Origin of the sequence: Paenibacillus sp. HGH0039 (assembly GCF_000411255.1) — a bacterium.
Taxonomy (GTDB): Bacteria; Bacillota; Bacilli; order Paenibacillales; family NBRC-103111; genus Paenibacillus_F.
The window spans coordinates 2,561,904-2,583,189 of the sequence record NZ_KE150413.1; the positions used below are offsets into that span (position 1 = coordinate 2,561,904).

Genomic DNA, 21,286 nt, shown 5'->3' on the forward strand with positions numbered 1-21,286 from the left:
ATCCATAGCCGGTCAGCCCGGTATTTTGTACAGTAGGGGTAAGCTAGCTGATTCACGAACACAAACCGGACAGAGAATTCCGGGACAGGAGTGAGAAACATGGATATTTTGCAAGTCAAAGCCCTCCATAAAACGTATCCGGGCAAAGTCGTGACCCATGCTTTGACGGATATTCATTTAACGATCGGGAAAGGCGAGTTTGTCGGAGTCATGGGCCCTTCGGGAAGCGGAAAAACGACGCTGCTGAACATGGTGTCGACCATTGACCGGCCGAGTTCGGGTGAAGTGAGCATCAACGGGGAAAATCCGTACCGGATGAAGAAAAAAGACCTCGCCGTGTTCCGCCGCAGGCAGCTCGGCTTCGTCTTTCAGGATTTCAACCTGCTGGATACATTGACGGTTGCGGAAAACATCGTGCTGCCGCTGACGCTGGACAACCGCAAGCTCGGCGAAATGGAGCGCAAGCTGCAGGAAGTTGCCGAGCGCCTTGGCATCACGGATATTCTCGGCAAACGCGTCTACGAGATATCCGGCGGACAGCGCCAGCGGACGGCTATCGCGAGGGCTGTCATCACCTCTCCGGTCCTGCTCCTTGCGGACGAACCGACAGGCTCGCTGGACTCCAACGCCTCGCGCGTCGTGATGGAGTCTCTCGCGGAAATCAACGAGCGCGAAGGTACGACGCTTATGCTCGTGACGCACGATCCTCTCGCGGCAAGCTACTGTCACCGCATCGTTTTTATCAAGGACGGAAAGCTGGCCGCCGAAATTCACCGTGGCGACAGCAGGCAGACGTTTTTCCAGAACATCATCGATACACTGTCTTTCTGGGGAGGGAATACGAATGAACTTTCCTCAATTCGCGTTTAACAACGTCAAGCGCAACGGCCGGGCTTACTTTGCCTATTTTCTGAGCAGCGCGTTTACGGTGATGATTTTTTTCACGTATGCCGTATTCATTTATCATCCTCAGCTCGACCGTTCTCTGATGGGACCGATGACCCGAGCCGGGATGCAGGCCGCCGCTTATGTCGTGTTCGTTTTTTCATTTTTCTTCGTTCTGTATTCCATCAGCATGTTTCTCAAATCGAGAAACAAGGAATTCGGCATTTTAACGATTCTCGGTGCGGATTCGAGCCAGATCAACCGGTTGATTTTCCTGGAAAACATGCTGGTCGGAGCCGCCTCCATCGTTACGGGCATTTTCAGCGGGATTTTTCTGTCCAAGCTGTTCTTGCTCATCAGTATGAAAATGACGGGAATGGAAGATTTGCCGTTTTACTGGCCATTCCGGGCTATTCTTCTGACCGCGGGTTCCTTCGCGCTTTTGTTTCTCGTTATTTCCCTGTTGACCCTGCTTTTTATCCGTAAAAATAACGTTCTGGAGCTTCTGAACGGCAGCAAAAAGCCGAAAAAAGAGCCGAAGCTGTCAATCTGGCTCTGTCTGCTCGGTATTGTTCTGCTCACGGCAGGCCTTATGGCGCTGCGGATCGGGGAACTGGAACCCGGCAATATCTTTATAGCGGCAGTAACGGGGATTGCGGGTACGTACCTGTTTTATTCACAACTTACCGTATGGGTCATCCGTATCGTGAAGCGCAGCCGGAAGAGAGTGTGGCGGGGCACGCGGCTGTTGTGGGTGTCTGAGTTCAGCTACAAGCTCAAAGACAACGCCAGGATGTTGTTTCTTGTGACGGTCGTGACGTCCGTTTCCTGCATGAGTGCGGGCTTCGTCCTGTCCTTCGAGCAGGAGAACCGGGCGTATTATTTGAACGATCCGTCGGCGTTTCGGTTCACTTCCTACTCCTTGGAGAACATAGACAAAGAATTGAAGGTCATAGACGGCATACTTAAGGAGGCCGGTGTTTCTTATAAGCAGTTGGAGACGGAGACTTTCTATGTTTCTCTTAAAGGAATGCCGCGCTATTATGTTGAGCCGATCTCGGTCAGCCAGTTTAATAAGATCGCGGATACCTACAATCGCGGGCTGACTAGAATGGAAGCTCTTCAACCAGGTGAAGCCGCGGTATTTTATACGAAAGATCCGGGAGGAAAGAAGATTCCGGTGGGCACGATCGAACTGGAGAATCTGCCGGGGGCTTTGAAAGTCACCCAGACACGGACCGAGGAATCGCTTGTTTCCATGTTCAGCTCCGGAACGCTGCTTGTCTTGGAAGATAACGAGTTTAAACGGTTAAAAGCCGAGTCCGAGAAAGAGAACCGAATTAGCTCGCGGCGATTCGCCTTTGTGGTTCCCGAGTGGAACACGGGCAAGCTGCCCGAATTCGACATTCCGGAATCGATTGCCGGCAAAAAATTGCTGGAATGGCACGACGAGCTTCAGAAAAAGCGCCAAACGGACAGCTTCATTTCAACCCGGGCCCACAGCTTCTTGCAGCTGCAGCAGGCTACATCGCTGTTCCGGTTTATCGGGGTGTTTATCGCGCTTATTTTCTCGATATCGACTGCAAGCTTTCTTTATTTCAAGCTTCATACGGAGCTGGCTGCGGACAGCCAAATGTACCGCGCGCTTTCCAAGATCGGTTTAAGCGCCGGCGAAATGAGAAAATCGGCGACGGTTCAGATCGCGCTGCTGTTTTTTACGCCGATCGTCGTCTCTACCGTTCAGACCGTTGTCGTTCTGGGCCCCGTCATGAACCGCTTTGGGGTTGCCAATTCGCTTGGCCCTGCCCTGATCGCATCGGCCGGTTTCCTCGCCGCGCAGGCGGTTTACTTCGTCATCGTGCGTTCTCGCTACGTACGCACCTTGAACAAATGGATGGTCTAGATTTATGAAAACAGAGGCAAGCGTGAAGAACAACAATCGAATTGAAACGCTGGATTATTTAAGAGGGTTTGCGCTGCTCGGGATCATTTTCATTAATATCGGCCAGATGGTTTTCGCGACAACGGACAAAACTGCCGCGGATGCTGCAGTCAATGCGTTTATGAACATAGCTGTCAGTCACCGTTTTTTTGTCATCTTTTCCTTTCTTTTCGGAGTCGGTTTCTACCTCTTCGTATCTCGGGCGAAAGAACGGGGAGATCGCGCCATGCTCTTGTTTACGCGGAGGCTCCTGCTGCTGCTGGCGATCGGTTTGGCGCATCACTTCTTTCAGCCTGGAGAAGCGCTTTTGATCTATTCGATCCTCGGGTTTCTGCTGATGCCTTTCTTTAAGCTAAAACCGGCCGTTGTGTTTTTGACGGGTTTTATTCTGACGATCGCCGGTTGTTTTACGGTATTTCTTCTGGAGATTTGGGGACTGTTTCTCCTTGGATTGTGGGCGGGGCAGATTGGACTTTTCCGACAAACGGATCGCTACCGGCGCGGTCTTCTCCTTACAATGACCGTTTCCTTTCTGTTCCTTGTCCCGTCTTACTATGTGCAGGAAGAAATTCTCGAGCGGACGGGGATGGTCGATGTGGCTCTTGCGGCAGGCGGTCTTTCGTTCAGCGTGTTTTACGTCACGGCCCTGACACTCATACTTCGGAGCCGTCTGGCTCAGCGGCTGCTGGCGCCCCTTAACTATCTGGGGCGAATGGCGCTGACCAATTATCTCATGCAGACCGTGATGATCTTGTCGCTGAGCGCGCTCTTTAACTGGCCGCAGCGGATACATTCCAGTCAGCTGGCTTTGACGGCGGCGGGTATTCTCCTGATACAGATGGCCGCGAGCACATGGTGGTTCCGCTATTTCCGGATGGGACCCGCGGAGTATGTGTGGCGGCTGGGGACATACGGGAAAAAGTCCGTCCGGCATTCCTCCGGTATGAGCGAGACGACCGTAAACGGATAACCGCTCCCGATGTGCACCCCAATTGTTAGACACCATCTAACAATTGGAGGTGCATTTTTTCGGTATAAAGGAGAAATCACTGCGTACCACTTGAATCGCGCCCAGTCTATTCACTTGTATCCATCATGCTGGACCAAGCTTTCAGCGCCTAAAGGACGATAACACACTGTGAAGTTGGAGCAATATGTTAACGATCACAATCACGAAGGTATCAAGAAAAAGCCAAAAGGCATGAGCCCGGTACAGTACCGAGCTCGTGCCTCACAGGCTGCGTAACAGTAGTGTCTAACTTATTGGGATCTAATTGTTAAAAGTATTAATTGATCCGGTTGCCTCGATGTTGTTTCCATCATCCTTATCTTTTATGGCTTTAATATAATAACTTCCTGCAGGTTGAGACCCGAAGTTTGTAAAGAAAGTTTGAGCGGATTGTCTACCCGGTGTTACGGTTGTTGATCCTACGAACCTGTCTAAACCGAATTTACGCTCATATACTAAAATTTTTACAGGCTCCAATTCGTATGTGGAATATGGATCTAAGGAATATACACTTACAGCTCCACTAAAACCAAGGACCCCTGCATCTAAACTATAGAATTTATTATTTTCACTACTTGAGCCGTCAATCACCCTGTGGTCAAGTTTAAATGACCAAGTATAGCTGTTTGCAAATGTGGATATTGCTAGAAAAGAACTAACGATTGTCGCGAGAATTAATGATACGATTGTCTTTTTCATTTTCAGTTGCATTTTCATTCCTCCAATTTTTTTAGATTGCTTCGTTCGAACACACTTAAATAAGTACAGGTTCTCCTTTCCGCAAAAGTACGCCTATCCTGTATTTACAAAGTAAGTTAGATTGCAAGATTAATATGCGTAAATGCTTTGAATTACATGGAATTTGCGCCCGTAAGAACCACATCTGATCAAGCTTCGCAGCGAATCAGAAATGGGTCTATTTAATACCCTCACTCCTACTGGAGTATTGGTACTACTAGGAAAGATGTTACCATATAGTATATTTAATGAATATATTTGTAAGTTTAAATCTCGTTTAAACTTTGTTTAAATCGTTCTGCTTAACGTCGGATTCGCTTCGGACTTCACGCCGAAACGGCTCACCCACATCTTTTACCTGGACCGGCTTCTGCCTGAGGCGCCCTGATCAAAGAACACGTACCTTGTAAATAGAAGAAAGCGGACCGGGAGGTCCGTTTTCTTTGTGCTATAATGAAAGACGAAGAAAAACCATTTACTTCCATATTGTGGAGGATCTTCATGAAGCTTGAACGTCTTGTATCCATATCACGGTGCTTTAAAGCATCTCGACACTCTTCGGGGAGGACGAGAAAGCGGAGGAGACGATCCGGAAGCTCCAGACTATCCGCACGGAGGCGCGTGGAGGCGAGGCTATCCCCCTTCTTCCTGGCTTGCGGAATCGATTCTCAGCTTCGGAGACGGAGTGGAAGTGCTGGAACCCGGCGAGCTTATCGAAGACATCCGGCAGCGGATCGAAAAAATGAGGAATCTTTACACAGAAGGTTGACATGCAGATGTCAGTCTTTTTCTTTTAGGCTTTGTTAAAGTTTAATGTTGATATGTATTAAAGAATTAGAACTTCCGATTATCTGCAAGTTCTAATTCTTAGTATAGTCTTCTTCAACTCACGCACCGGTTTGTTTAAGTACATTTGAAACCAGCAGTTAACCAAAGTGATTATGAAACCACCAAACAATAAGAATCATACTCACTATTCCCCAAGCTGTGGCACTCACTATCCACCAAATTATGGATTTAGCTTTTGTTGAACTTTCCTCGTCTTCCATACTTGCTGTTATAAAAGCGAGCTTACTTTCCATACCTTTTTTCATAGAAGTGACAACAACAAATCCGATTATTATGAAACCAATCGTTATCCAGAGGAATAAGTCCACCTTTTATACCTCCCTTTTTTTGTGAATTACTTTCCTTTCAATCTTCTTTATTCAATTATCCTGCCCCGTTAGTTGAATGAGATATAATGTTAAATCACAAATTTAGTTAATCTAATTGTATCATAGGTTTCCGAACTTTTTATCAAATTCCCTCTAATAATCAAGTCGTTCATAGTAACTTCATTTCTTTGATGTTGAATGCTTTCTAATACCTGAAACCAAGCAAGGTAATTGTTAAGGTACTTAGTAGCAACAACGTTAAATCGTTGTATCCACGCCTAAAGTCTTCTGTGGTAATTGTTAACATTCTGAATGTGGTACAGACCTTTTGTGCGAATCTTTCCGTCTGACTTGAATTGGTAAATATCCATTTTCTTTTCGGCAGTATAAGTCTTAAAGGCACGCCAAGAATCGGTACATAATATATTCTCACTTGAAAGTTTATGACCGATAGCTTTATCCGATTGTTCTTTTGTTAATCTTCCCATTCCCAATACCTGCGAAACAGTCATCTTGTCAAGGTCCCTCGCAACCAATACACATACTTGTTCATTGCTTATACCACGCTTTTTTGCTGAACCACCACGTTTGCGAGGCTTTCTATCTTTGATTTTTCTTTGTCCTTTTTCTGAGTACAAGAAATAGGTCTCGTCCATTTCAACGATACCTTCAAAATTTTACGTTCAGATATTTCGTGAAGAACGGTTCCAGTCGAGCTTGATGCAGTAAGTGCATCTATTAATTATTCTCGTAATCGATGTTTCTCTGCTGGATTTAGTTTTTGAATGGCTTTAAGAATTTCAGTTGCTCTCACAGCCATCACCAACCCTATTATAGTTAGTTTAATTGTAGAAGATTTGTTCCTGGAAAACGATAATCAACAACTAACTTTAACGGAGCCTTCTTTTAAACTGAACTCAATAAGAAAAAGGAGTGGGGACAGATGAGCAAGCATCAGGCAATCGAAATGTACAGGTTTCACAATTGGGCGAACGAAACGATTTTCAAGCGGTTAAAAGAGCTTCCCGAATCGGTATACCGGCAGGAAATGATCTCGATGAGCGGTTTATGCTCGACAACCCGTATACGCGCAAGCGGGATACGAGCTATGCCGAAGTTCTTTTTCAGGTGGCCAATCACGGAACTTACCACAGGGGGAATCTTTCGGCTATGCTGCGCCAAATCGGCCAGTCTTCCGTTATGACCGAATATGCGTTATACTGGTATACTGAATAGTACGGAATGAGGATGCGTCTGACGCGTCCTTTTTTTAATGAAAAAGGCGGCTAACCTGCCGAAATTTCCGATCAATCAAACTGTGAATCCGTAGAAAAGCGGACGGCGCAGGCGAGGAGGATGCCCCATGCACGACGGAAGCGATGACCGGTTTCTCCGTCACATCGAGCTGATGAGGGAAAATGTCCCCTCCTGGAAGCGGTATCCATTCGATCTTGATGCGGTCCGGAGCCTGGACAGACTTGTTTTTCACCCGAAGGTAACGTATATCGTCGGTGAGAACGGCACAGGCAAGTCCACGCTTATGGAAGCGATAGCTACGGCGTGGGGGTTCAATCCGGAAGGCGGGACGCTGAATTTTTCTTTTGCCACAAACCCGACGCATTCGGAGCTTCACGAGTACATCCGGCTCTCCAGGGGCGTAAGGAAAGCGCGCGACGGCTTCTTTTTCCGGGCGGAGAGTTATTATAACCTGGCTACGAATATCGACGAGCTTGACGCGGATTCTTCATGGCCTCAGCCTCTCATCAAAGACTCGTACGGGGGCGTTTCACTTCATGAACAGTCGCACGGGGAATCGTTTTTTGCCGCTTTTGTTCACCGTTTCGGCGGCCAAGGCCTTTACATTCTGGATGAACCTGAAGCCGCGCTGTCTCCGCTGAGACAGATGGCCATGCTTGCGCGCATGCATGAGCTGGTGGGCCGGAACTCCCAGTTTATCGTTTCGACCCATTCTCCCATCCTGATGGCATATCCCGACGCTGCTATGTACCACCTGTCTGCAAAGGGGATCGAAGAAACAACGCTCGAGGAGACGGAGCATTATGTGATCATGAAGCAATTTCTCAACAATAAAGAGAAGTTGCTGCGGGAATTGTTCGGTGAATAGAATGAGGCGGACGGAGCGGAAGCAGGAGCCTATAAATTGGCAGCTGTTCTTAAGCCCTTGTGTTACGTTTGGAATTTTGGCACAATGATAGAATGTAAAGCTGTGTTCCCCCCCTTTGGCGAGGGTGCGACCGGCTGATATGTTTTGCTGAAAAGAGGAGTACGAATGAACAAACCATCCATCTATGGATTAACATTTGATCAGTTGACCGCCTGGCTGCAGCCCTACGGGCATAAAAAATTCCGGGCCTCCCAGATTTGGGACTGGCTGTACCGGAAGCGCGTGGCGAGTTTTGCCGATATGACGGACGTGAATAAAGATTGCCTGGGGCTGCTGGAAGAGCACTTTGTCCTCCAGACGCTGGAGGAACACGTGAAGCAGGAATCTTCCGACGGGACCGTCAAGTTCCTGTTCCGGCTTTCCGACGGAAACCTTATCGAAACGGTGCTGATGAGGCACAAGTTCGGATTATCCGTCTGCGTCACGACCCAGGTCGGCTGCAATATCGGGTGCAGTTTCTGCGCGAGCGGCCTGCTCAAGAAGAGCCGGGACTTGTCCGCCGGGGAAATCGTGGAACAAATCATGAAAGTTCAGTTCTATCTGGACAAGGCGGGCAAGGAAGAGCGCGTAAGCCATATCGTCGTGATGGGGATCGGGGAGCCGTTTGACAATTTCGAGAATCTGTCCGATTTCCTGCGCGTCGTCAAAGACCACAAAGGACTGGCGATCGGCGCCAGACACATCACGGTCTCTACAAGCGGACTTGCCGACAAAATCGTCGAGTTTGCCGATTCGGATCTCCATGTGAACTTGGCGGTTTCGCTGCATGCGCCGAACAACGAGCTGCGTACGCGAATCATGAAAATCAACAAAGCGATTCCCATTGAGAAATTGATGGATGCGATCGATTATTATTTGGGCAAAACGAACCGCAGACTCACCCTGGAATACATTCTGCTTAAAGACGTGAACGACGCTCGGGAGCATGCGGAGGAGCTGGCGCAATTGATCGGAGACCGCCGTCCGCTGGTCAACGTCAATCTCATCCCGTACAACCCGGTCGATGAGCACAGCCAGTATCAGCGGAGCGAGAAGGAATCCGTGCGCGCTTTTTACGATATTCTGAAGAAGCAGAATGTAAGCTGCAGCGTGCGGCTGGAGCATGGAGCGGATATTGACGCCGCTTGCGGGCAGTTAAGAAGCAAGCAGATCAAGGCGACCGGTTAAAGGAAGAAGCCGGACCTAACATCAAACGTAAACATGAAGCGTACCCCGGACGGGATACGCTTTTTTTTGCAGTCCGTGTGCGGCTTCCGGCGTTCGGGGGGCCTTCGCATAACGGCAGCCGCATGTAGAGGAAGATAGGCGGATAAAGTCATTTATAGGTTACCACGTGGTTATCAAATTCAGAAATACATCCACATTTCTGTTGACATATTCTTCCTTTGTAGCTAATATAGTAACCAGAAGGATACCAGAAAAGATAGAAAAGGGATTCTTCCGGAGTCGATTAGAAAGGAGGAAGCTGACCGAGCAATCGCTTAAAGCATTTTATGATAAGGCTTACAATAATGATCGTCACTAACTCGGAACATTTTGTAAAGCCGCTTGTCAAACTGTACGGATAAAGGAGGAACGATCATGAAAAAAGGAAAGACCCGCCGGCCCCTTCTCGTTCTCATGAGTCTGATGATGACAATCGCGGGCTGGAGCGGCGCAGCCTCGGCCGCCGAACCGGCCGAAGCGGAAGCGCCTGCCGCGGCTCTTACGAGCAAACTGGCCCAGAAAACATACGGCAGTCCGGAAGAGCTGCTCATCCCCAACAACTACACGGTAGCCGTATTCAACGGCGCGGCGGGCAAGGAAGACGGCCATAACGTGCTGTATGCGACGAGCAAAGGGAAGCCGGGGCATCTTAACGTCATCGATCTGGATGACTATAAGCTGCTGCGCAGCATTCCGATCGCCCCGTCCGAAAGCTCCTGGGCCCACACCGTTGCGCCTGACGGAACCTTGTTTCTGGCGGCGGACGGAGGCGGAGCGCGGCTCTGGAGCTATTCGCCGGTAACCCATACACCGGTTCAGGTCGCCCAATTCGACGGACAATCCGTACCGAACAGCATTACGACCGACGAGCAGGGCAGAGTGTATGTCGGTACGTATCCGGGCGGTAAAGTGTACCAGTACGACCCGGCCACGAAGCTGACGAAGGATTACGGGCGCGTCATCGGGCAGCTGGACTCGGAGTATGTCCGCTCCATCGCTTACCAGGGCGGCAATGTGTATGCCGGCACCGCCCATAAGCAGATCGTCCGGGTTAATCTGCAAACCGGCGCGAAGACGGACATCGCCGCATCCTTGACGGTCAAAAACGATACGGTCTACGATCTGGACACGATCGACAACCGCTATTTGTTTGCGCGTTATACCGATGGAAGCGGTGTACCCGGCGAGGGTTACATCTACGATACACAAACGGAAGCCTGGCTGGACATCGAGCTTCAGAACGTGACCGGCCTGCATGCGACCGATTCGCAGAACGGAAAGCTATATTATATGTCCGACAAGAAGCTGAAAACGTTCGACCTCGCCACCCTTGCGGTGGAAGAAACGGGGATGGAATACGGAACGGGGCTGAGGGGAGCGGATTGGGTCGAATTCGAGAACAACCCCGACCTTCCGGGCAAAACGCTTGTGACGGTCCGTTACGACGGAGGAGTGACCTACCTCAATATCGACACGAAGCAGGTTATCCAGAAGCCGCCCGTCATTCCGGGTCTTCCCGGCGTAGTCAACCGGCTGGCGGCCGTGTCCCAGACCCAGTTGATTACAACCGGTTCGCAGGCGCGCTCCTCGCTGGTCAACTTGACGGACAACACGGCGAAGCCGTTCAGTATCGGGCAGGCCGACAGCGTGTATCCGATCGGGTCCAAAGTGTATATGGGCGTCTATCCCGAGGGCAGCCTGTTCGAATACGACTTGAATAAGGAGCCGGGCGACACGAATCCCGCAAAACTCGCAGTCCTGGAAAACGATCAGGAACGGCTGGTGAACATGACGAGCGGACTCGGCAAGCTGTACATTTCGACGATCTCGGGGTACGGAACGCTCGGAGGCTCTCTGACCGTGTATGATCCGGCTTCCGGCGAGATTAAAGTGCACCGCAACGTCGTTCAGAATCAAAGCGTGCTCAGCACGACCTTCTATGATGGAAAAATCTTCGGTTCCACGACGATCCGCGGCGGACTCGGTTCCGAGCCTACGGAAGCGGAAGCCAAGATATTCGTATGGGACGGGGTAAAGGAACAGAAAATCACCGAATTTCCGCTGCGTGTTCCCGGTCTGGACAAACCGATCTTCATCGGAGATCTGGCGGCAGGTCCGGACGGGCTGATCTGGGGCGCTTCCTATGAGTATATTTTCGCGATCGACCCCCACACGTACGAAGTCGTCAAAAGCAAAAAGATTTACCCTCAGCTCAACTTTACCCAGTGGGCGCATCATCCGCTCCGCTGGTCCGAGGACGGACTTCTTTATGTGCTGTTCAACAACAAATTGACTGTCATTGATCCGGACACGCTGGAATTCCGCACGCTCACGGATACGTCCCGGTTTGATCTGGGAATGGACGGCAACTTGTACTTCACCGACCAAGCGACCAACACAATCCTGTACCGGATGAAAGTCGACGGAGAAGTAACGGAAGAACCGCCGGGCACACCTCTTCCTGTCCGCAACGCCGGTTTTGAAGATCAAGTCGTGAATAAGGTTATTCCCGGCTGGAGTCCGCTGTTCGCGACCGGAACGGATTATTTCTACGAAGTCAGTGGGGACAGGAGCGTATCGGGCGCCAAAAGCCTGAAAATCACCGACAAGCTTCGCACCGCTTCCGTCGCGCTTCAAAGCGACAAGATCACGGTCCAGCCAGGCGGAGATTACGAAGCGGGAGCGCAGATTTACATTGAATCGGGACAGCCGGGACTGATGTTCCGATTCTTCGATGCCGACAATGCCACGATTTCGACGCTTGAAACCCATCTGGACGAATCGAGGCTGGCCCAGTGGCAGAAAGTCACGCTGCGGGGCAAGGCTCCGGCCAACGCCGCTTACGCCCGCCTGATTGCGGTAACGAGCCGGTACAATATCGCCTCGGCGTATTACGATGACTTTTTCGTTCAGAAAAAAGAAGCTCCGGTCCCGTCCGCAGCAGCCGCGATTCTTCCGGAGCCTAACGCGGACGGCTGGCTGAACCGGGATGCGCTCCTCCGCATCCAGACGGCTCACGCTTCGGCGGTGCGCTATTCGGCCGAGGGAGCGCAGCCTTCCGCCGAAGTGACTGTGAACGGCACCGCGGCCGAGCTGTCCGTCGCCGCCGAAGGCGTGACCACGGTCACGTATTCGGCCATAAGCGCGGCGGGCATCCAGTCGGCGCCGGGAAAGATCGCGGTCCGGCTTGATAAGACGGCCCCCTCGGTTCAGTTTACCGCCGAGCCCGTCTATACCGTAGACCGGACAATCGAGATCCGCTGCGCCGCGGCAGACGCATTGTCCGGACTGGCCGTCGACCCGTGCGCGCAAGCTCTTATGAGCGCCCCGGCCTACAGCCAGGAGCCTGGAAAGCACGAGATCAGCGTGACCGCGGCGGATAAGGCGGGCAACAAGGAGACGGCGGTCTACACGTATGAGATTGCCGTCAATTACGCAGGGATGTGCTCCCTCGTCAAGCAGTTCGCACCGGACGACCGCGGCACCGAGCTGGCTTTATGCGCAACCTTGACGGCCGCACGCAAAGCCGAAGAAAAAGGGGGTTCAAAAGCGAAGGAGGCCGTGCTCCTTGCTTTTACCAAACAGGTGGACGCATTCAGCGGCAGGAAGCTTACCCCCGAGGAGGCGGGCGTTTTAAAAAAGCTGGCGGCTTTTCTATAGAAGAAGCGACGCAGCCGCGTCCAAAAAGCAAACGGAAAGCCGCTATTCGGCTGTCCGTTTACTGCGTCTTGCAGGTTACCGGCGGAAGCGGTGAACCGGTTCTTTTACAGCCCGCCGTTTAGCCCGGTATCGCCGCGTTTTTGCGCCGAGGGATTCATGCCGGCCGCGTAAAGCGGGCCGTTAAAAGTCAGGCGGGCGAGAATAAGTGACTCTGTTTATATTATAGAAGCAATTGCTTCAAAGCCGTCCGGAGGGGCGGCTTATTTTCGTTGGAAGGAGACAACCGTCCGGCTATTTAACGGTTTTGATTTTGATAACAGGGTCCGCGCACTGCAAAACTTTTCTCTTTTGTACAAAAAAATTCTCGCTTTTGTCCATTGCCCAGGAAAAAGATGTCGCTTAAACTGAATCTTGTGATAATGAGAATCAATATCACTGATAAGAGTCTCACCAAATACTAACGTACAGGGTGGCAGGTATGATTCAGCAAAATGCAGCAAGGGAAACGCAAGCAGCTTCATCCGTTCCGCTTCGCACCCGTCCGCTGGCCGCAGCCCTCATTCTCACAGCGGGGATTCTCCTCCTGGTATTGGGAATAGGGGTATCGGTTTCATTCGGGGCAGCCGACATTTTATTCTCGACAGTCTGGGAAGCTGTCTTTCATTTCAACCCGGAATCTACACAGCATCAGATTATCGCCGATCTGAGGATGCCGCGCGTGCTGGGCGGCGCCATGGTAGGGGCGAGCTTCGCGGTTGCCGGAGCGATCATGCAGGGCATGACGAGGAACCCCCTCGCGGACTCGGGTCTTCTCGGCCTGAACGCGGGCGCGGGCTTTATGCTGGCGCTCTGCTTCGCTTTTTTCCCGGGCCTGGCCTATTCCAAGCTTATTCTCATGTCTTTTCTCGGTGCGGCCGGCGGGGCCGTGCTGATCTACGGGATCGGCTCCATGGCCAAAGGCGGCTTGACGCCGCTGCGGCTGGTTCTCGCGGGAGCGGCTTTGAGCGCTCTTCTTTCCGCGCTGAGCGAAGGGATCGCCTTATATTTTCATATCGGACAGGACATTGCTTTCTGGTATGCGGGAGGCGTAAGCGGAACCACCTGGGTTCAGCTCAAGGTCATGCTGCCGTGGTTTTTGGCCGCGCTGCTGGGCGCCATCGCGCTTTCCCGTTCGATTACGATGCTCAGTCTGGGAGACGAAATCGCCAAAGGATTGGGGCAGCGGACCGGACTCGTGAAACTGGGCGGCACGGTTGTTGTTCTCATTCTCGCGGGAGCGTCCGTCTCCGTCGTCGGAGCGGTGGGCTTCGTCGGGCTGATCATTCCGCATCTGACGCGCTATCTGGTCGGCGTGGATTACCGCTGGATCATACCGTGCTCCGCGGTGCTCGGCAGCCTGCTGGTCGTTGTGTCCGATCTGGCGGCCAGAATGATCCACCCTCCTTACGAAACGCCCATCGGGGCATTGATTGCACTAATCGGGGTTCCGTTCTTCCTCTACCTGACACGCAAAGAAAGGAGGGAGCTGTAGCGTGAACCTGAATCTGGACTACTCGCCCATTTTGGCACATGAGAAAAAGCGGAAAAGAAGAAATATCGCGATTCTCGTTATTTTCGGTCTGCTTCTTGTCCTTACGTTTGTCATCAGTATGAACATCGGCTTTATCCGGCTTTCTCCCACGGAGCTCTTCACAACGCTTATCGGAGAAGGGACACGGAAGCAATCCTTGATCCTGTTCGATTTCCGGCTGCCCCGCATCGTGCTTTCGATGCTTGCGGGGGCGGGTCTGGCGATATCCGGAGCCATTTTGCAGGGCATCTCGCGCAATGCGCTGGCCGATCCCGGGATTTTGGGCATCAATGCCGGAGCGGGACTTGCGGTTCTGCTATTTATCTGCTTCTATCCCTCTGCCGCTGCCGCTCCGGTCTTCCTGCTTCCCGTACTCGCTCTGGCGGGCGCCGGTGGGACGGCGATGCTGATTTATACGCTTGCTTTCAAGCGTAACGAGGGGTTGTCTCCAACCCGGCTCCTGTTGTCGGGTATCGCCGTGGCGGCCGGAATCAGCGCCGCGACCATCGTACTGACACTACGGATCTCTCCGGAGAAATACCAGTTCGTGGCCACATGGATGGCGGGAAGCATTTGGGGGACGACCTGGAAGTTTGTGATCGCGCTCCTTCCTTGGATCGTCATTCTGTCGATCTACGTATTCTGCAAAGCGCGGGTGCTCGATGTGCTCAACCTGGGCGATCAGCTGGCCTTGGGACTTGGCGCTCCCGTGGAGAGGGAGCGGTTCCTGCTCCTCGCTTCCGCCGTCGGTCTCGCGGGCTCCTGCGTTGCGGTAAGCGGCGGAATAGGCTTCGTCGGGCTCATCGCCCCGCATCTGGCCCGCAGACTGGTGGGACCGGGCCACAAAGTCCTTCTCCCGGCCGCAGCCCTTGCCGGGGCGCTGCTTGTATGCGCAGCCGACACGCTCGGCCGCTGGGTGCTGCAGCCTTCCGAAATGCCTGCCGGAATTGTGGTCGCGGTCATTGGCGCTCCTTATTTCTTGTATCTGCTTGCGCGGTCCAAGACGGAGTAGAAGAGCCTGCCGGCTACTGCCGCCAAGGAAGGTTTACAGAAAGAGAGGTGCTTTATGCTCCGCCGTTTTTTTGCCTACTACAAACCGTACAAAGGCTTGTTTCTGCTCGATTTTAGCTGCGCGATCATAGCCGCCGTACTTGAGCTCGCTTTTCCGCTGGCAGTCAACCGGGTCATCGACGATCTTCTGCCGAGCGGCAAATGGGAATGGATCGCATGGGGGTGCGTAGGCCTTCTCGGCATTTATGTGATCAGCGCCGCCCTGCATTACGTCGTCACTTATTGGGGGCATAAGCTCGGGATCAATATTGAAAGCGATATGCGCACCAAACTGTTTAACCACGTGCAGAAACTTTCTTTCCGTTTCTTCGATAACAACAAGACGGGGCATCTTGTTTCAAGGATGACCAACGATTTGATGGATATCGGGGAGATCGCCCATCACGGGCCGGAGGATTTGTTTATAGCCGTGATGACCCTGGCAGGGGCATTCGGCATTATGCTCGGCATCAACTGGAAACTGGCCGTGCTGACCTTTATTATCGTGCCGGGGATGATCTCGCTTTCGCTTTATTTCAGCCGTAAAATGTCGCACGCTTTCGATAAGATGTTCGAATCTATTGCGGATTACAACGCCCGGGTGGAGAACAATGTCAGCGGCATCCGCGTCGTTCAAGCTTTTACGAACGAGAACTATGAAATCGCCAAGTTCGCTTCCAACAACGGGCAGTTCAGACGGAGCAAGCTTCTGGCTTACCGGATTATGGCCTGGAATTCATCTATCAGCTATTTGCTGATGAAAATCATTTCCTTGTTCGTTCTACTGTGCGGAACATGGTTTGTGCTGGCGAAACAAATGAGCTACGGCGAATTCATTGCCTTCGTGATGCTTTCGAACGTATTTCTCGGACCGATCAATCAGATCAATTCCGTGATCGAAATGTATCCGAAAGGGATTGCCGGTTTCAAAAGATATCTCGAAATCTTGGAACTTGAACCCGATGTCGCCGATGCTCCGGATGCGCGGGACGTTGACCGTCTTGCGGGGAATATCCGGTATCAGAATGTGAGCTTCGGCTACGAAAACAAGGAGAACGTGCTGAACGGACTGAACCTGTCCATCCGGCCCGGGGAAACGGTCGCTTTCGTCGGCCCTTCGGGCGCGGGCAAAACGACCTTGTGCAGCCTCCTCCCGAGGTTTTACGAAGTGACGGACGGCGCCATCACCATTGACGGCATTGATGTCCGCGAGATGAAGCTGGAGTCGCTGCGCTCCCATATCGGAATCGTCCAGCAGGAAGTGTTCTTGTTCGACGGCACCATCCGCGAAAATATCGCCTACGGCAAGCTGGGGGCTTCCGACGGAGAAATCCGGGAGGCGGCGAAAAGAGCCCAGCTCGAAGAGCTGATCCTCTCCCTGCCCGAAGGGCTGGATACGCGGATCGGCGAACGGGGAGTGAAGCTCTCCGGCGGACAGAAGCAGCGGCTTTCCATCGCACGCATGTTTTTGAAAAATCCGCCGATCTTGATTCTCGACGAGGCGACGTCGGCGCTGGATAGCGAGACCGAAGCGGTCATTCAGGAAGCGCTCTGGGAGCTTTCGAAAGGACGGACGACGCTCATTATCGCACACAGGCTCGCTACGGTGAAGCATGCGGACCGGATCGTCGTGGTCACGAAAGAGGGCATCGCCGAACAGGGAAGCCACGAAGAACTGCTTGCCGGGGGCGGTGCCTACAGCAAGCTCTATGCGGCGCAATTCGGCGCCGAGCTGCTTAACAAGCTCGGAAGTGCAGTGCCGGGTTAAGAACGGGCTGCCGGAACGGTTTGAGATCACGCTTCGCGTTCTTGCCCGCTGAGCCCCGGAGCTGCAAGCGCAAGCTTTATCCGGAGGCATACGTCTTATTGTTTTACATAAAGATCAGGCGAGAGCGCACAGGATTACAAGGAAGGACGCTGGCCGTCTCCTATACGGAAAGGCAAAACCAAGGAGGGAATATCGGATGACGTTAGTACAGGAAAGGCTGCATACATCCAGCCTGCATATCGGTTACGGGGATCTCAGTATCGTGAACGATCTGAATATTTCCATCCCGCAGGGTAAAATAACCGCGCTGGTAGGCGCGAACGGTTCCGGGAAGTCGACCATTCTGAAAACGATGGCACGGCTCATGAAACCGGCCTCGGGCGGCGTGCTGCTTGACGGGGTGTCGATCCACAGCAAATCTACGCGGGAAGTGGCCAAAGATCTGGCCATTCTGCCGCAGAATCCGTCGGCGCCTGCCGGATTGACGGTTACGGAGCTGGTCGCTTACGGCAGATATCCCCACCAGAGCGGCTTCGGTACGGTTACTTCCGAAGATAAGCGCGTCATTAGCTGGGCTTTGGAAGTAACGGGGATGATGCCGTTCCACGCAAGACCCGTGGATCAGCTTTCCGGCGGGCAGAGGCAGCGCGCCTGGATCGCCATGGCGCTCGCCCAGCAGACCGATATTCTCTTCCTGGACGAACCGACGACTTTTCTTGATATGGCCCACCAGCTTGAAGTCCTTCAACTGCTGCATAAGCTGAACAGCGAGGAGAAGAGAACGATCGTCATGGTGATTCACGATCTGAATCACGCTTCCCGGTACGCCCAGCATATCGTAGCCATCAAATCCGGCAGCGTGATATGCGAAGGCTCCCCCGCTGACGTGATGAACCAAGATATGCTGCGCGAAGTGTTCGCGATTCATGCGGACATCGTTGCCGACCCGCGTACGGGGGTTCCGCTGTGCCTGCCGTATGAACTGGCGCCGGAGGCGTGACAAGGCCCTGTACGAAACAAAACCTGCCGATCCATTGCGATCGGCAGGTTTTTCAGCTTTCTTCCGGCTTAGGGCCGGGGCGAACGCCGCCATGAGCGGGTACGATCTGCTCTTTGCCGAGCAGACGGGGGAGTTCGTCGAGGAATTTCTCCGTCGTCGTGGCGTCGGCGAAATTCCACTCGTCCGCTTCGACTGCGTAGCAGCAGCCGCGGCGGACTGCGGGAAGCTCCGTCCAGAGCGGAGACTTCATTAACTCGGCGGCGGCGCTGCGGCATTCGGCATCTGCGGGGAGCAGCATAAATATCCGGTCGCCCGCATAATCTTTCATTTCTTCGGGCAGAAGTTCGAGATAAGACAGTTTCTTATCGAGGAGCCTGCGCGTCCTGCCGGCAGGCCGGAAACCGTCCGGATGGTAGAGCATGGAGGACAGCCCGATGGTGCCCATCACAAAAAAGCGGTTTCTTGCAAATGTGAACACGGATGCAGTCTCGTCCGGCTGCAGTGAGGCCCGAAGCCGGCTCCACATGGCGGCGGCTTTCTTCTCATAGCGGGCGAGCCAATTTTCCGCTTCCCGGCGTCTGCCGAGAATGGTCCCCAGCAGCTCGATCCGTTCGTCAAGCGGGGCGAAAGAGTCAAACGTGAGCGTGGGGGCGATCGCGCGAAGCGTGTCATACTGCGATTCGTCTTCGCTGGAGACGATGATAAGGTCGGGCTTCAGCGCTTCGGTAACGGCAGGATTGATCGGGAAGCCGATATCCTTGACGGGAGACTTAAGGCGGCCGGTCTGATGAATCCACGGATAGCCTCCGCCTATGGCTTCCACGCCGAGAACGGCAAGATCGCCGAATGTTTCCCCGTGGTAAATGACCCGTCGGGGGAGCGCCGGAATCTCGACCTCATGACCCGTCCAGTCTTTAATCCGGGTCCGCTTTTGCACAGATTGGCTGTATTGTCTCGGTGTAATGCCGGTCACCTGCCGGAAGCGCCGGTTGAAGTAATATTCGTCGGCAAAGCCGACCCGTTTCGCGATTTCCCGCAGAGGTTCCCGTGTAGACTGAAGCCACTCCTTGGCTTTCTCGATTCTAAGCTCGTTCAGGTAATCCAAGGGCTTTTTCCCGGTCAGCTCTTGAAAGATCGTGCTGTATTGCCAATGGGGGACACGGGCCTGCTCAGCCAGAAATTTTACCGTAATGGGCCGCTTGTAATGCTCCTGAATGTAGCGGATGCTGTTCTCCACCGCGTGTGTGCAGCTTGAAGGCTCAGGGCTGCTCACGTTGTGTTCCAGCAGGAATCCCATCAATTCCTGAAACTGCAGCTGCCGGTAAAAGTGCTGAAGTTCTCCGGATGGGTCGGATTCCGTCAGCAGATCGGCAAAACGCACGGCTCTCGCGAAAGGATAGACGGACCATTCCACGCGGCCCCGAACGAGCGGTTTCAGGTATAAAGCCGTATGGGAGCCTTTGCAGTAAACTATCCGGCACGTGATACGGTAGTACGTCAGACGCCGGTCGCTGTCCATCCTAAGCCGATAGGAAGCCCCGGGAGGGATCATGTAGCACTTGTCGGGAGCGCAGAAGAAAGTTTCATCCGCCACTCTCAACGTGCCGGTGCCGGCGCTAATGAGCAGAAGAGTATGTACATCCGGTTTTTCGCCCGCGTCAACTTCGGGCCCTGCAGCCGGTTCACAGGTACCAGGCATGATTTTGTCGGCAGCCGCGAATTGGAACAGGAGAGAACGGACAGGAAGAGAGCCAGACTCGGAAGGGACCATGATATCACATCCTATTTGAAACTGATAATCATTATCAATAAAATTCATTGTAACTAAAACAAAGAAGCTTTTCAACAGAGGTTGAAAGCTTCTTTTTGAATGAACCGCTGAGTTGTTACGCTGCGGAAGGGCGTATGCCGTCAGAGCAGGCTTATTCTTTGAGCAGAACCGGTATTTCGTTCAACAGCCATTCCCGTGTAGCGGCGTCACTGCCGGATTTGAGAATGTCGAGCGTGTAGACGTGCCCGTTCTTCACGGCCGGAAGATCGAGCCAGATCCGGCTTTTCAGAAGCTCCTCCGTCGACTGCTGCGCTTCTTTGTCTACCGGGGTCAGAATAAAAATCCGGTCACCGGCTACTTGGGGGAGAACCTCCGGCGAAATTTGCTTGAAGCCCGCTTTTTCGTCCAGCACGTCGCGGATCGGCGGAGTCGGCACGAATCCGTTCTTGTCGTAGAGAACTTGGGAAAGTCCCGTGCTTGCCATCACAAACAACCGGTTGCCCGGATAATAAGTGAAAACGGAGGCCGTCTCGCCGGGTTTTATTCCCGCGTCATGCAGGATCTTCCACATCGCTTCCGAACGTGATTCGTAATCGGCCAGCCATTTTTCCGCCTCCGGCTTTTTGTCCAGAAGATCGCCGAGCAGAAGAAGCCGTTCCTTCATGGGCAGGAACGTATTGAACATGAGCGTAGGCGCGATTTTGTTCAACTGCTCGTATTCTTTCTCGTCGGTACTGCCCGTTAGGATAAGATCCGGGCCCAGCTCCAGCACTTTCTCCAGGTTAATGGGAGAACCGATGTCCGTAATGGTCTTATGCTTGTCCGCATATACCGTGCCCGTAAGCCAGTTGGTTGCCGTCCCGATGGCCTGCACGCCCAGTGCATCCAGATCGCTGAACGTCTCCCCGTAAAAAATGACCTTCTTGGCGGCGGCCGGAATTTCGGCCGTATGCCCTTTGTAATCCGTAACCTTGCGGGGAGAGGCGGCGGATTTATCGGCAGCGGCGGTGTGGGTGCCGGCAGGATTCGCGGTTTGCTTGCTTGCGGTATCGCCGGTTTTCTGTGAACCGGAGCCGGCGCATCCGCTTAATAAAGCGGCGCTTAGTATCGCAGTGAAAAATAAGGTAGAAACAGGTCGTGCCAAGTTCATGAGTCGGTCAGCCTCCATCGGTCTTATATAACGATAATGATTCTCATTATCGGTTGCTGTTATCATAGCGTACCCGTATGCGGCCGACAATGGACAAATCCGTGACGCGGCTTTTGATTTTGTGCAAAAACGACGGCGGAGTCTCACGCGCGTTCTGTTGAAAAAGGATGCCGGCTCATTTTAAATCGCAAGCGG

16 protein-coding genes and 2 pseudogenes are annotated in these 21,286 nt (G+C 52.8%); 13 read left to right on the forward strand and 5 right to left on the reverse strand.

What is annotated here, in order from left to right:
* The first annotated feature begins 99 nt into the window (after positions 1-99).
* From HMPREF1207_RS26065 to HMPREF1207_RS30825, 4 genes are all read left to right on the forward strand, one after another.
* Positions 100-870, forward strand: a complete 771-nt coding sequence (locus tag HMPREF1207_RS26065; RefSeq protein WP_009673815.1) for an ABC transporter ATP-binding protein — start codon at positions 100-102, stop codon at positions 868-870.
* Positions 845-2,788 carry an FtsX-like permease family protein gene (locus HMPREF1207_RS26070; RefSeq protein WP_009673726.1) on the forward strand — a complete coding sequence of 648 codons (1,944 nt, stop codon included), beginning with the start codon at positions 845-847 and terminating at the stop codon, positions 2,786-2,788. Before HMPREF1207_RS26065 ends, HMPREF1207_RS26070 begins: the two co-directional genes overlap by 26 nt.
* Before the next feature lie 4 nt (positions 2,789-2,792).
* Positions 2,793-3,797 (forward strand): DUF418 domain-containing protein, encoded by a 1,005-nt coding sequence (locus HMPREF1207_RS26075; RefSeq protein WP_009673625.1) that lies wholly within the window; start codon positions 2,793-2,795, stop codon positions 3,795-3,797.
* A 168-nt stretch (positions 3,798-3,965) separates the two neighbouring features.
* On the forward strand, positions 3,966-4,073 hold the full coding sequence (locus HMPREF1207_RS30825) for an IS3 family transposase (RefSeq protein WP_138918163.1): 108 nt from the start codon (positions 3,966-3,968) through the stop codon (positions 4,071-4,073).
* A gap of 24 nt (positions 4,074-4,097) precedes the next feature.
* Here HMPREF1207_RS30825 and HMPREF1207_RS26080 read toward each other — a convergent pair whose 3' ends face one another.
* The gene (locus HMPREF1207_RS26080) at positions 4,098-4,547 is read right to left on the reverse strand and encodes a hypothetical protein (protein ID WP_016424153.1); all 450 of its coding nucleotides are present in this window, start codon (positions 4,545-4,547) and stop codon (positions 4,098-4,100) included.
* A gap of 535 nt (positions 4,548-5,082) precedes the next feature.
* On the opposite strand from HMPREF1207_RS26080, the gene HMPREF1207_RS26085 reads away from it, so the two are divergent.
* Entirely contained in the window at positions 5,083-5,343 is a 261-nt protein-coding gene (locus tag HMPREF1207_RS26085) for a WYL domain-containing protein (RefSeq protein WP_009673653.1), read from the forward strand.
* A 157-nt stretch (positions 5,344-5,500) separates the two neighbouring features.
* Here HMPREF1207_RS26085 and HMPREF1207_RS26090 read toward each other — a convergent pair whose 3' ends face one another.
* A complete protein-coding gene (locus HMPREF1207_RS26090; RefSeq protein WP_016424154.1) occupies positions 5,501-5,731 on the reverse strand; it encodes a hypothetical protein in 231 nt (76 codons plus the stop codon).
* Positions 5,732-5,820: 89 nt separating this feature from the next.
* Positions 5,821-6,545, reverse strand: a pseudogene (locus HMPREF1207_RS26095) (IS1595 family transposase).
* Between the two features lie 236 nt (positions 6,546-6,781).
* Between HMPREF1207_RS26095 and HMPREF1207_RS30830 the strand changes: the two are divergent.
* The 8 genes and pseudogenes from HMPREF1207_RS30830 to HMPREF1207_RS26135 all read left to right on the forward strand — a co-directional run.
* A pseudogene (locus tag HMPREF1207_RS30830) lies at positions 6,782-6,967 on the forward strand (DinB family protein); the annotation flags it as partial.
* Positions 6,968-7,094: 127 nt separating this feature from the next.
* A complete protein-coding gene (locus HMPREF1207_RS26105; protein ID WP_016424156.1) occupies positions 7,095-7,856 on the forward strand; it encodes an AAA family ATPase in 762 nt (253 codons plus the stop codon).
* 165 nt (positions 7,857-8,021) lie between these two features.
* Positions 8,022-9,083, forward strand: coding sequence for a 23S rRNA (adenine(2503)-C(2))-methyltransferase RlmN (gene rlmN, locus HMPREF1207_RS26110; protein WP_009673797.1), 1,062 nt, complete (start codon positions 8,022-8,024; stop codon positions 9,081-9,083).
* A 414-nt stretch (positions 9,084-9,497) separates the two neighbouring features.
* Positions 9,498-12,782 carry a PQQ-binding-like beta-propeller repeat protein gene (locus tag HMPREF1207_RS26115; RefSeq protein ID WP_009673595.1) on the forward strand — a complete coding sequence of 1,095 codons (3,285 nt, stop codon included), beginning with the start codon at positions 9,498-9,500 and terminating at the stop codon, positions 12,780-12,782.
* Positions 12,783-13,260: 478 nt separating this feature from the next.
* On the forward strand, positions 13,261-14,313 hold the full coding sequence (locus tag HMPREF1207_RS26120; protein WP_009673539.1) for a FecCD family ABC transporter permease: 1,053 nt from the start codon (positions 13,261-13,263) through the stop codon (positions 14,311-14,313).
* A 1-nt stretch (position 14,314) separates the two neighbouring features.
* On the forward strand, positions 14,315-15,364 hold the full coding sequence (locus HMPREF1207_RS26125; RefSeq protein ID WP_009673852.1) for a FecCD family ABC transporter permease: 1,050 nt from the start codon (positions 14,315-14,317) through the stop codon (positions 15,362-15,364).
* Positions 15,365-15,418: 54 nt separating this feature from the next.
* Positions 15,419-17,170, forward strand: a complete 1,752-nt coding sequence (locus HMPREF1207_RS26130; protein WP_009673850.1) for an ABC transporter ATP-binding protein — start codon at positions 15,419-15,421, stop codon at positions 17,168-17,170.
* Between the two features lie 196 nt (positions 17,171-17,366).
* Entirely contained in the window at positions 17,367-18,170 is an 804-nt protein-coding gene (locus HMPREF1207_RS26135) for an ABC transporter ATP-binding protein (protein WP_009673603.1), read from the forward strand.
* A gap of 52 nt (positions 18,171-18,222) precedes the next feature.
* Here HMPREF1207_RS26135 and HMPREF1207_RS26140 read toward each other — a convergent pair whose 3' ends face one another.
* Together HMPREF1207_RS26140 and HMPREF1207_RS26145 are read right to left on the reverse strand one after the other, a co-directional pair.
* On the reverse strand, positions 18,223-19,941 hold the full coding sequence (locus HMPREF1207_RS26140; protein ID WP_009673559.1) for an AraC family transcriptional regulator: 1,719 nt from the start codon (positions 19,939-19,941) through the stop codon (positions 18,223-18,225).
* A 151-nt stretch (positions 19,942-20,092) separates the two neighbouring features.
* Positions 20,093-21,091, reverse strand: coding sequence for an ABC transporter substrate-binding protein (locus HMPREF1207_RS26145; RefSeq protein WP_009673810.1), 999 nt, complete (start codon positions 21,089-21,091; stop codon positions 20,093-20,095).
* Positions 21,092-21,286: the final 195 nt, after the last annotated feature.